The sequence below is a fragment of the Acinetobacter sp. YH12239 genome, from assembly GCF_013417635.1.
Lineage (GTDB): Bacteria > Pseudomonadota > Gammaproteobacteria > Pseudomonadales > Moraxellaceae > Acinetobacter.
Genome location: NZ_VPDP01000002.1, coordinates 25,775 through 38,913, shown reverse-complemented (window position 1 = coordinate 38,913; position 13,139 = coordinate 25,775). Strand labels below are relative to the sequence as shown.

10 protein-coding genes are annotated in these 13,139 nt (G+C 36.8%); 4 read left to right on the top strand and 6 right to left on the bottom strand.

The features are described 5' to 3' along the window. Positions 1–151 precede the first annotated feature (151 nt). From FTV17_RS02150 to FTV17_RS02135, 4 genes are all read left to right on the top strand, one after another. A complete protein-coding gene (locus FTV17_RS02150; protein WP_179997986.1) occupies positions 152–913 on the top strand; it encodes an alpha/beta fold hydrolase in 762 nt (253 codons plus the stop codon). 383 nt (positions 914–1,296) lie between these two features. Next, positions 1,297–3,432, top strand: a complete 2,136-nt coding sequence (locus FTV17_RS02145) for an EAL domain-containing protein (RefSeq protein WP_179997985.1) — start codon at positions 1,297–1,299, stop codon at positions 3,430–3,432. Between the two features lie 409 nt (positions 3,433–3,841). After that, entirely contained in the window at positions 3,842–4,879 is a 1,038-nt protein-coding gene (locus tag FTV17_RS02140; RefSeq protein WP_179997984.1) for a 3-deoxy-7-phosphoheptulonate synthase, read from the top strand. 160 nt (positions 4,880–5,039) lie between these two features. Continuing rightward, entirely contained in the window at positions 5,040–6,203 is a 1,164-nt protein-coding gene (locus tag FTV17_RS02135; RefSeq protein ID WP_179997983.1) for a PilT/PilU family type 4a pilus ATPase, read from the top strand. Between the two features lie 48 nt (positions 6,204–6,251). Here the strand turns inward: FTV17_RS02135 and FTV17_RS02130 are convergent, their stop codons facing one another. From FTV17_RS02130 to FTV17_RS02105, 6 genes are all read right to left on the bottom strand, one after another. Then, complete coding sequence (locus FTV17_RS02130; protein ID WP_179997982.1) at positions 6,252–7,427, bottom strand: MFS transporter; 1,176 nt, start codon at positions 7,425–7,427, stop codon at positions 6,252–6,254. A gap of 196 nt (positions 7,428–7,623) precedes the next feature. Next, complete coding sequence (gcvH, locus tag FTV17_RS02125) at positions 7,624–7,998, bottom strand: glycine cleavage system protein GcvH (RefSeq protein ID WP_179997981.1); 375 nt, start codon at positions 7,996–7,998, stop codon at positions 7,624–7,626. Between the two features lie 68 nt (positions 7,999–8,066). Then, complete coding sequence (locus FTV17_RS02120; RefSeq protein WP_179997980.1) at positions 8,067–9,098, bottom strand: AraC family transcriptional regulator; 1,032 nt, start codon at positions 9,096–9,098, stop codon at positions 8,067–8,069. 116 nt (positions 9,099–9,214) lie between these two features. Further along, a complete protein-coding gene (locus FTV17_RS02115) occupies positions 9,215–9,649 on the bottom strand; it encodes a MaoC family dehydratase (RefSeq protein WP_179997979.1) in 435 nt (144 codons plus the stop codon). Beyond that, entirely contained in the window at positions 9,636–11,501 is a 1,866-nt protein-coding gene (locus FTV17_RS02110) for an ABC transporter ATP-binding protein (protein ID WP_179997978.1), read from the bottom strand. Before FTV17_RS02110 ends, FTV17_RS02115 begins: the two co-directional genes overlap by 14 nt. Before the next feature lie 30 nt (positions 11,502–11,531). Beyond that, positions 11,532–12,773, bottom strand: a complete 1,242-nt coding sequence (locus FTV17_RS02105; protein WP_228143075.1) for a mechanosensitive ion channel family protein — start codon at positions 12,771–12,773, stop codon at positions 11,532–11,534. Positions 12,774–13,139 lie beyond the last annotated feature (366 nt).

Genomic DNA, 13,139 nt, shown 5'->3' with positions numbered 1-13,139 from the left:
TTTTTATAAAACTCAATACTTTTACTTATAACCGAAATTTTTTAATTGTCTTTAATCTACTGAATTATATAAATAAAAATTAAATTAACACTAAAATACAAACTCAACTGTTAGAATTTGAATCACATTTTTAAAGCTATTGAGTATATACATGCGACTAAATGCTGAGATCACCAAATCAAATGTGAATCAACGTCAACCTGCTCTTGTTCTGATTCATGGTCTTTTTGGTAGTTTATCGAACCTAGGCATGCTCGCGAGAGCATTTCAGGAAAAGCATGATGTCATACAAATTGATTTGCGTAATCACGGTTTATCACCTCATTCTAATCAAATGAGTTATCAACTTATGGCGCAAGATGTTATAGAAACTTTAGATGATATGACTGTGCAACAATTTCACGTCATTGGTCATTCAATGGGGGGGAAAGTTGCCATGCACTTAGCAAACCTTGTACCACATCGAGTAGTTAAATTGATTGTACTTGATATGGCACCCGTCGCTTATCAAAAATCTCATCATGATCAAATTTTCAAAGCTTTAGAAGAAGTTCAAAAAGCTCAAGTTGTTTCGAGAAAGGAGGCAACCGAGTTGATGCAGAAATATATTAATGAAATTGGCGTTATTCAATTTCTGCTCAAATCTTTCCGCAATGGACAATGGCTATTCAACTTAGATGTACTTAAACAACAATATTTTCAGATTTTGTCATGGGAACGTCTTAATCCACAATCGAATGAAACTTTGTTTTTAAAAGGAGAATTATCCGATTATATTAATTTTGAGCGCGATAACGATCTTATTCGGTTCCAATATCCTAAAGCTAAATTTGTGACGATTGATGGCACTGGACATTGGTTACATGCAGAAAAACCAAGTGAGGTTATCAAAAACATTAAAGATTTTTTATAATAAATTAATAATAAGTTTAGATTATTTTTATATTAATCTATACCTACTTAATATAAGTAGGTATTTTTTTAATTAAAATCGGAATTATTTAATTCTAAGATGTCGAATTATCAAATCAATTCATTATTGTGTCGTATTTCATTATTTTTTATGCATTTTGTCTATTTAATATTCACAAGTGATAAAAATTATGTATCATGCAGAAATGGTATTTGTATTAATTTAATCCATTTAAGTGTTATTATTATCACGTATTTTAAAATTAATGATGATTAATAATCATTATTAACGAAATTTAAATACTGATTAATTAAATTCTAAAATTTTACGCTGATTTTTGTATTCGTCATTTTGATGGGTTGTTATTTTCGAATAGGTGAACTATGAGCATTCTGGATCTGAATAGAGCTGATCATTTACAGTCCAAAGCTGTGCCTTTGCATCTAACACTGTCAGATGACTTTAAATTTGCACTCGATTTACTGCCCAATTTGATTTGGGTCAGTCACACCAACTCAGGGTATTGTAATCTCGCACTTAAACAATATATCGGTGCGGATACGCAAACCTTACGTGACGTAGACTGGCTTAAATTTGTTCATCCTGATGATGCTGAACATCTTTACCAAATTTGGAATGATGCGCAAAAAAACGGTCAGAAATTTGAAAAAGAGTGTCGTATAAAAAATAAATCAGGTGAATATCTTTGGTTCTTAATGCTTGCTGAACCTAAGGTGATTCAATCCAACCAGCAAAATTGGATGATAAGTTGCACAAATATCCATGATCGTACAATCAAAATGCGTGAAACTGCTGAGGCATTGCGTGCCAATACAGATATGCTCGATGTCAGCGTAGACTGTATAAAAATTATCACACCAGATGGCAAGCTTGAACACATGAACAAATCTGGATGCATGGCATTACTGGGTCAAGAGCGTGTTAAGAAATTTGGAATGGATTGGTTAACGCTGTTACCACCTGAAGTACGCGAGCAGGGGGCAAAGGCGATTAAAACAGCAGCTCGAGGGAAGAATGCTCGTTTTGCGGGGATGAGTACACACGGCGATACTGTGATGTATTGGGATAATATTTTAACACCTGTGCATGATGAACAAGGAAATACGACCAGTATTCTCTGTGTATCACGTGATATTACCCGTCAACGTGTTGCCGAAGCTAAACTTAAAATCAGCAGTGAGTATGATGATCTGACTGGTCTGATGAATCGTCGTGCCTTCAAAAATAAATTAAAAATGGCGATTTCACAGGCAAATCGTGAGAAAACACTTATTGGTATGATGTTTATTGATCTCGATCATTTTAAAAACATTAACGATACTTTAGGTCATCCTGCTGGAGATCATCTACTTAAAGTCTTATCTAAACGTCTGCAAAAGAGTTTGGATCGCAAGTGTATTGTTTCACGTTTAGGTGGAGATGAATTTGCAATTATCGTGACAGGGATGACCTCAGAAGAAGAATTACATCAAACCACACAGAAAGTGCTTAAACAAAATATTGCCCCCATCACTTATGCAGGAAAAGTGATTAATAGTGGGATGAGTATTGGATGTGCCATTTATCCTAAAGATGCTCAAGATGTATTCGGATTGATGAAATGTGCGGATACCGCTCTAAATGATCTTAAAGAAAAAGGTCGTGGTGGGTATCGTATGTATGATGACGAAATGTTTGCACTTGCTGAAAAGAAGATGCAACAACTTGATACTGCTCGCTATATCATTCAGGACAATTTAATCGAACCGTATTATCAACCTAAGGTTCGCTTAGATAACTGTCAGTTAATCGGATTTGAGGCTTTGATGCGTTGGCATGATGCACAGCAGCAACTTCATTATCCAGCTTCAATCTCAGAAGCGTTTAACGATTATGAGCTGGCCAGTAAAATAAGTGAAATCATGCATGAAAAGATTTTCAGTGACATGGCAGATTGGATGTCTAAGGGCGTTCAACTTGTACCGATCTCAATTAATGCCTCTCCAGTTGAATTCATGCGTGACAATTATGCAGAATTGTTGATTCAACGTTTAGAACGACATCAAATTCCTGCTCATTTAATCGAGGTTGAGATTACAGAACATATTTTGTCTGAGCGTGGAATAGAATTTGTGATTCGAGCACTACAAAAGCTCAAAAATTATGGTCTTCGAATTTCATTGGATGATTTCGGAACTGGTCATTCTTCAATGACGCATTTAAGAGATTATCCTGTCGACTGTCTCAAGATTGATTACGCTTTTGTGAATCGAATGAATGAGGAGAAGTCAATCAATTCAATTGTAGAGGGCATTGCTAAGCTCGGACCTATTCTGTCATTGGATGTGATCGCAGAAGGTGTCGAAACATGCCAACAGCTCTTAAGTCTTCAGGATGTTGGCTGTGCATATGGTCAAGGCTTTTTATTTAGCCAAGCGATTTGTAAGTCTGAGGCTGAGCAACTGATGCTCAAACAAGTATGTGCTATAAAAGATTGGCTTCCTTCAGATAAGCAATAAACCATTGATATATTTGAGTTATGATTGATATAACAATATTTTTTATATAAATTGCTTGTCAATCAGTCTATTTATGCGTATTTTACTTTTAAGGGTTATATTTTAGATAATTTGATGAAAACGACACACTTGATTACTAACGCTTATTATTATTTTTGGCAATTTAACATCTAGTTGCCTAGACGCGTTCGGGCAACAAAAATGTTGCCCATCAAGTTTATACCTGATTGGCAACACCAATCAGGTTTTTTTTCATCTCAACAAATATAGGAGCATCTCATGAAAACATTGAATACTTTTTATTTTAGCAACGGTTATTGGTTCTATTTTAGTCAAGAACAAAACCCAGCCAATAGACACCTCACGCTCAAATAAAAGATAGGGCAATTGCTGCCCAAAGGAATTCAAGATGAATGCAATTAATTCTCAGCTTATAACCACAGCTCAACATACTTTAGAAAAAAAATTAAGCTTACCATTAGAACTAAAATCAGCTTTACCTGTTAGTCCGATAGTTTCACTTCACATTCGTCAACATCGCCAAACAATACAAGACATTTTAGCGGGTCATGATCCACGTTTATTGGTGATTACTGGTCCATGTTCGATTCATGATCCTAAAGCAACCCTCGAATACGCACAAAAATTAAAACAACTGCAAGAACAAGTCAAAGATCAGATTTTCATCGTGATGCGTACTTATATTGAAAAACCTCGCACCACGGTAGGATGGAAAGGCATCTTGTATGATCCAGATTTAAATGGTTCAGCAGATATGCAAAAAGGACTTGAACAGTCTAGATCACTCTTCATTCAAATTGCTGAAATGGGTTTGCCGTTGGCCACAGAAATCTTAAGCCCAATGGCAACAGGATATTTTGATGATTTGATTTCATGGGGCGCGATTGGGGCGAGAACAAGCGAGTCGCAAATTCACCGTGAAATATCTAGCCATATGCCTTATAGCATTGGGTTCAAAAACGGTACAGATGGATCAATCCAAATTGCATTGGATGCGATTCAGTCCGCTTCACAACCGCATCAATTTCTTGGTTTAAGTCAAGATGGTGGTCCAAGCATTTTATCTTCAAAGGGTAATCCGCATGCACATTTGATCTTACGTGGATCGAATCAGGGTACAAATTACCAATTATCTGAAATTAAAAAGATTCAAGAAAACAATAACCATGTACTACCAGCTTTGATTATTGATTGTAGCCATGGAAACAGCGCTAAGAATCCATTGAATCAACCTGCTGTATTAAAGCAAATTGTGAATGAACGACCTCAAACACAAGTCCGTGGCGTCATGCTAGAAAGCTTTTTAGTCGATGGCAATCAGAAAATTTCTGATCACATGACTTATGGTCAATCAGTGACTGATGGATGCTTGGGTTGGTTAAGTACAGAGCAATTGATTTTGGATGTTGCTCAACAACTCTCCTAATATAATTCGTAAAAAAGAACCCATGAAATATGGGTTCTTTTTTTTGCCTTTAAGATTTGAATGTTTGTTCAAAGCATTAAATATTTGATGAAACAGCTGAAATAACCTTATATTTCTATTAGTATTTTAAGTATTTAATATTTATAACTTGGGGAAATTAATGTTCAGTAATGAATTACTTAGCGAAGCTCGGCAATTCATGTTCAGATTGCTTAAAAGCGTTTTTGACCATGAGGGATCAGATTTATTTATTTCAGCTGATTTTCCTCCAAGTATGAAACATCAAGGTTCAATGAAGCCTTTAAGTTCTCAAGCTTTGACTGCAGAAAAAACAAAACTATTCGCTTATAGCTTAATGAATGAAAAACAAAGAGCAGAATTTGAGAGTGAATTAGAATGTAATTTTGCCATTAATGTCCCAGATGTATCGCGCTTTCGCGTGAATGTTTTTCAACAGCAACTTAATGTAGGGATGGTCATTCGTACCATTACCTCTGAAATTCCAAACTTTGAAAAGTTGAAATTACCAGAAACATTGAAAGATGTGGTAATGGAAAAGCGAGGTTTAATTCTAGTGGTTGGTGGCACTGGATCGGGTAAATCTACTTCACTTGCTGCCATGATTGATTACCGTAATGAGAACTCAGCAGGGCACATCATTACTGTAGAAGATCCAGTTGAATACGTGCATAAACATAAAAAATCAATGGTCACTCACCGAGAAGTCGGAGTGGACTGTCACTCATGGCATAATGCGCTTAAAAACACACTTCGTCAGGCACCAGATGTAATTTTAATTGGCGAAATCCGTGATACAGAGACCATGGAGCATGCGATCGCTTTTGCAGAGACTGGTCATCTGTGCTTAGGCACGTTACATTCGAATAATGCCAATCAAACCTTAGATCGAATTATCAACTTTTTCCCTGAAGAACGGCGCAATCAGTTGCTTATGGATCTTTCATCAAATATGAAAGCCATTATTTCTCAACGTTTAGTTCGAACTGAAGATGGTGTCGGACGTAGAGCTGCTGTAGAGGTCATGCTAAATACACCTTTAGTTTCTGATTTGATTCTGAAAGGTAACTTTCATGAGTTGAAAGAAATTATGACCAAGTCGCGAGAACTTGGTATGCAAACATTTGACCAAGCATTGTTTGATTTATATAACGAAGGTGCGATCAGTTATGATGAAGCCATTCGTAATGCTGACTCTAAAAATGAATTACGTCTACAAATTAAGCTAAAAAGTACACGCGTCCGAGAGAATGCTGAAACCTCTTCACAAACCTTCAGTATGTTTGATGAAGATGCAGAGAGCTAATTAAATAAAAAAGCCTTCATCTGAAGGCTTTTTTATTTAATTAGCTCTCTAGACCGCTTTTACTTTAGTTTGAACAACGAAGCGGTAAAACAGCAAGCTTAATAGCGTCAATATCGCGCATAATATATATGCAATCGAATACTGATAGTGTGTGATCACAATACCTAGAATAAAAGAACCTAATGCGATGCCAATATCGTAAAAGGTGTAAAAAGTTGAACTCGCATGTCCAACTCGTTCACGTGCTACAGCTTGAATGGCTTGCGTTTGGAGACATGGCTGTGCTGACCCAAAGCCTATACCAATAAAGACAGCAGATATCAATAATCCGGCAGCAGAATGAATTTGGCTTAGAATGAATAGCCCAATGCTAAAGCTCACAATCGCTGGATAGACAACGTAGGCAGGACCCTTAGAGTCATATAACTTTCCTGTGAAGGGTCTTAGAAGCATCATGGAAATTGCAAAAACAGCAAAGAATAAGCTCGCATAGGTCAATAAATTTTTTGATTCAGCATATGTCGAGATAAAAGACATGATACTTGCATAAGAAAATGAGATGAGCATCGCCATCATCGCAACAGGTAAAGCTTTAATCTCAACAAAATCATGAACACTAATTTTTGTTTTGCGCTTAACAGTTTTAAATTGTGTCTGGATCGGAATTAAAAAGCAGAACAAATAACCAATAAAAACAATTGCAGCTAAAAGTGTAGCCACTGGAATATATCCCCATGGTTGAATGAGAATCAAGCCCAACATGGGTCCTAGTACAATGGCAAGATTGACTGACATGACAAAATAGCCCATGCCTTCACCTTTACGCTGATTTGGAATGAAGTCATTGACGATTGGTATCATGGCAGTTGTCAAAATACTGAACCAAATTCCTTGTAGTAACCGAATGACCAGTAATAGGGTTAGATTATCAGCAAAGATATAAGCGAAAGAGAGCAGTACAAAAAATGACTCAGAGATATAAAGTGCTTTTTTTAGCCCAATCTTCTCGATAATGAGACCGGTAAACGGTCGTATTGCGATCGATGAAGCTAGAAATAAAGTCAGTGCAAGCCCAGCTTGGGTAATATTCCCATTTAAATCATTCAGAATATAAATTGGCAATATCGTTGTCTGAGCAAAATAAAAGATGAAAATAAATAAGTTATTAATTAGACACAGAATAAAAGATTTATTCCATAGATGCTCAGCATGTATAGAAGACATAGACAACCTTGAAATATTGAACCATTAAAAGCTTCAATCTGTGCCAAATAAAATTATTTTTGGTTTTGGTCAGCAATGAAGTAGGGAGAGAAGTTGAATTAATTATAATCAAATTACATGAAAATTACAGCAAAAAGTGAGCCATTCATCCGAAAATGTATAAATAAAAAACCAGTCCGTAGACTGGTCATAAATATTACAAACCTGATTCATAATCTGTATTTGAGAGAAGTTGTTCTACATCTGCCAAATTAGATGGTTTGATTTTGTAGATCCAGCCTTTGCCATAGGGATCATCATTTACAAAATCTGGATCATCTTCTAGATTTTCATTAATTTCTACAACTACACCACTTACAGGAGCATGAATATCAGAAGCTGTTTTCACAGACTCAACTACACCCGCTTGTTCACCAACAGTCAATTCACGACCTACTTCAGGTGCTTCTACATAGACAAGATCACCCAATGCATCTTGTGCGTGATCTGAGATCCCAGTAACAACGAGATCACCTTCAATACGTACCCATTCGTGTGTGCGAGCATATTTAAGCTCTGAAGGATGATTCATCACGACTCCTCAATTCGATTTGAAAAATTTTCTTGTGTTATACAGTGTTTTATTTAAAAACGAAAGTTCTATAAATATGGATCTTTACGCCAACTGCTTGGACTTCGACCACTCCAACGTTTAAATGCCCGACTGAAATTCGCAACATCTGAATAACCGAGTTCATCTGCGATTTGTTCAAGTGAATAGTCAGTACGCGACAGTAGGGAGGTTGCATGACGATATCGAACTTCATCCACTAAGGTTGAAAAAGAAGTTCCTTCTGCAGCCAGCTGACGTTTCAATGTACGATCAGACATATGCAGGCGATCTGCCACATTTTCAATACTCAAATAGTGCTGTTCAGAATGTGTCAAAATATCGCGAACACGCATTGAAATTCGACGGCGTTCGCCAAGCTCTGATAGTTCTGCTTCACACTGATTAATTGCAATTTGACTGGCAATCGGATCCGCGTTAACCATCTTCAAGCCTAAATAACTTTTATCAAAACTAGCCAGAAAATGTGTTTGATCAAAATGAATAATCGTTTTGGGGTGTAGACGACTGATGTATTTGTCAAAGCCTTCAGGTTTCGGGAAATCGAAATTAATTTCGCCATACAAATCATTAATGCCTGTCAGCGCTTTCGCCATTGTAATGACGCCAAAAGTCAAAGCCATGACAATTTCAGTTCTCAGCGGTTCAAGATCAATATCACATTGTAACTGCAAAGAAACTTGTTCTGTAAATGTCGAGAAATGAAATTGCAGAAAAGGCATACGCAGTTGTATAAAGCGATTGGCTAAAATAAGTGCATCAGTAATCTCATTCGAGGTCATAATGGCATAGCCAATAAAACCATGGATAGAAATCCGCATTTGGTTACCAAGATGATAACCAAGAGAACTTTCACCTGTCATTTTGCGCGCGAGAATAATCATCTCATTCGCTACATGGAGTGGAATTCTAAATTCAGGATCGGCAAGTTGCTCGTTGGTGAATCCAAAGGGAGCGAATAGCGACTCAGCACTATAACCCCAACGAGAAACAACATCTAAAAGTAAGAGTCCGTAAACACCTGGAATGCCTAAATCTGGGCGAACTGAAACTGTTTTCATGTGCGATCCATTGCTTTACACAATTTTTTTCATAATTTTTGGTGAAAATAATACTGACATAAATTCCAGATAGAAAATACCAATTTTGTCGGACAAATCTAGTGTGAAACCGATGTTTAAGCCTTAAAAACGACAATTTTTGTGGTTGAAATCAACAAAACATCACCATACTGATTTTTTGTTTGTGTGACATAACTCACAATTCCACGATCTAGCTTTGTTTTAGAAGGATTGATAGCAACAATTTCAACTTCCACATGCAAACGATCACCTGCACGAGCTGGTTTTGGCCATCTTAAGCTTGACTCTGAACCGATAAGCCCCTTGGCAATTGGAAAACATTCAGTCCAGAGACGCATGGTAATGGCTGAAGTTTGCCAACCACTGGCTGCGATACCTTGAAAAATAGGATGATCTTTTGCGGCCTCTTCATCAGTATGAAAGACTTGAGGGTCATATTTTTGTGCAAATTCTTTAATTTCTTCGAGTGTTAACTCATATTCACGACTTTTAAACTGATCACCCACTTTTAAATCATCAAGATAAAGCATCTTCGTCTAATTCCTTGTCTTTCACTTTTTGTTCAACTAAAAATCCACCCGTTTGGCGTTGCCAAAGTTGGGCATAAATTCCATTCTGTTGGATCAGCTCATCGTGAGATCCTTGTTCTACGATATTTCCTTGATCCAAAACGATTAATCGATCCATTTGAGCGATTGTTGAAAGGCGGTGTGCAATTGCAATTACCGTTTTACCTTCCATCAAGTCATCAAGGCTTGCCTGAATCGCAGCCTCCACTTCTGAATCGAGTGCGCTGGTTGCTTCATCTAAAATCAAAATTGGAGCGTCTTTTAGGAATACCCGTGCAATTGCTATACGCTGTCTTTGCCCACCAGATAATTTTACACCACGCTCACCTACATAAGCGTCATATCCTGTCTGACCACGTAGATCTGTAAGCTGTGGAATAAACTCTTCTGCTCGAGCTTTACGGACAGCTTCATACATTTCTTCATCAGTCGCTTCAGGTCGACCATATTTAATATTCTCAGCGACACTTCGATGTAGTAAAGAAGTATCCTGCGTCACGAGTGCAATATTTTTTCTTAAACTATCTTGGGTGACTTCATCAATCGCTTGACCATCGATATAAATTTTACCTTGTTGGGTTTGATAAAAATGAAGTAGTAGTTGGATCAGTGTCGATTTTCCAGCACCAGACCGACCGACAATTCCAATTTTTTCACCCGGTTTAATTTCTAAATTCAAGTGATTAATAACATTTTTTTGATTATATGCAAAGCTCACATTATCAAATTTAATCGCACCAGAGTGTACCTCGAGTGGCAGTGCAGCTTCTTTGTCTTGAATTGCTATTGGTTTTGCTAGCGTGGTCATCCCATCTTGGATGGTACCAATATTTTCAAATAAGGCTGAAGTTTGCCACATCATAAAAGAAGCCATACTATTCAGCTTTAAAATCATGGCTGTCGTTGCGGCGATCACACCGATGTTTGCTTCACCAATAAACCAAAGCCAAACTGCTGTACCTAAAACGCCAAAGAATAAAATTGCGGTCAGTAGATTAATGCTAATTTCATAAGCAGTACCCAGACGCATCTGGGTATACACCGTCTTCATAAAAAGTTGCATAGACTCTTTGGCATATTGGCTTTCACGACCAGCATGTGCAAACAATTTTACTGTTTGTATGTTTGTATAGGCATCAGTTACTCGACCAGTCATCACCGCGCGTGCATCAGCCTGCTTTTTTGAAATTTTTCCGAGTCGCGGGATAAAGAAGGATGCTGCGCCAATGAATAAAATCAACCATACCATCAGGGGAATAAGGAGTAGAGGGGAGACGTTTCCTAAAACCACACTGATGGTAATAAAATAAATCACCACATAAGTAACGATATCCCCCAAAATTACCCAAAACTCACGAACAGCAAGTGAAGTTTGCATGACTTTAGCGGACAATCGACCTGCAAAATCATTGTGAAAAAAGTCTAAGCCTTGTAGAAGTAATAAGTTGTGAAAACGCCAACGCAAGCGCATTGGAAAGCTACTGAATAAAATCTGATGCCTTATGATTGATTGCAAACTTGCAAAGAAAATATTAGCGAGTAAGAAACCAGACAAAATCATTAGATTCGTTTGGTTATTTTCAAGAAAATTCTCAGACGTCGATGCGGATAACCAATCAACTAAATGACCAATTTGAGAGAAGAAAATAGCTTCAAATGAAGCTGTTGCTGCAGTAAATAACACCAACACCAAGAGATAACGCTTAACTCCTGATGCTGCTTGCCAAACAAATGGAAAAAATTTCTTCGGCAAGGGCTGATTTAAATCTTTGGATGGATATGGATCAACGAGTTTTTCAAACCACTGCAGCATACGATCAATCTTAATTCATCTAATCAAAACTCAGTTTACTGTGTCTTGAGGGATCTTGAAATCATTCCCAGAAGGAATCTGGAATATTTTTAATCCAAACTCAGGAAGAATCGCCAAAAGATGATCAAAAATATCAGATTGGATCGCCTCATAAGCCACCCATGCTGTCGTATTTGTAAAAGCATAAATTTCTATAGGCAAACCTTCACCTGTCGGTTGTAATTGACGGACGATTAAGGACTGATTTTGTGCAATACCTGGATGATTTTTTAAATAGTATTCAATATACGCGCGGAATGTTCCTAAATTGGTTAAACGACGTTGGTTATTGACCCCATTATTTGCATATTGCTGATTAAAGTTTTTTAACTCGGTTTGTTTCTCATCTAGGTATTTTTCTAAAATCAGAAATTCTTTGAGCTTGCTGTATTCCATTGCAGATAAGAAGTGAACACTATTTTGATCGATATAAAGTGCACGTTTAATACGACGAACACCTTGCTCTTGCATACCTCGCCAGTTCTTAAAAGTATCTGTCACCAAACGATTGGTCGGAATAGTGGTATAGGTCTTGTCAAAGTTTTGTACGGTCACCGTATGTAATGACATATCAATGACATCGCCATCCGCATTTAAGGTTGGCATTTCAATCCAATCACCAATTCGAACCATGTCATATGAAGAGATTTGAACTGAAGCCACTAGAGATAGAATTGTATTTTGGAAAACCAGCATGAGCACTGCTGCCATTGCCCCGAAACCTGCCAATAGCGTGAAAACATCTTTTTTAAGAAATGTTCCTATGACCATCAGAGCACAAACAACAAAAATAATCAGTTTAACTAACTGTAAATAACCCTTAATTGGCTTATTGTGAGATTTAGGATTACGTTGATAAATAATATTAAAAATGGTGAGAAGCTGACTAATTGCCAAGGCTATGGTTAAGAAAATGAAGGCTTGTGCAAACATCTGAATCAATGTAATGACTTTTTCAGACAGGTGAGGAACCGTCACAATTCCATTCATAATCACCAATGCTGGGACAATGTTTGCAATTCTTCGAATAACGCTATGTTCCGCTAAGACATCACTATAACTAAAACGTAGTTTGCTAATAATTTTGCGAATACCACGGACGACCACTTGTTTAGCAATAAAATTTGCGATAAATGCAATGAGAATAAGAATGCTCAGAGAGGTCAACATCTCTAACCAAGGAAATTGATCTGACCATTCTTGGATTTGAGTTACAAAATTTAATCTGTCCAACTTGATCACCTCTAAATGAATTGGCATTAGCTTAATGGTTTAAGTTATTAAATTTATTAGAGTTAACGTTTATCAAACAGAATAGATTAAATTAATTACTTGAAATACATTTTATGAACTTCTATTTTAAATAAAATTAATGTGAAATAAGTCACACTATACAATTTCCTAGATTATCGTCGTTACATTTTCAAATTATAAAGCCCATGTTTAAAGCTAATTTAATCTTTTTTATATCGATCTCTCTGTGTTCTTTGCTTTTTGCGAAAACTCCTCAAAGAAGCATTATTGAACTTGCTCATCTTCAGCAATTAGAAAATGATAAAATAATGCGAGAAAATCAATCCATTGATTTTTTTGAGCTCT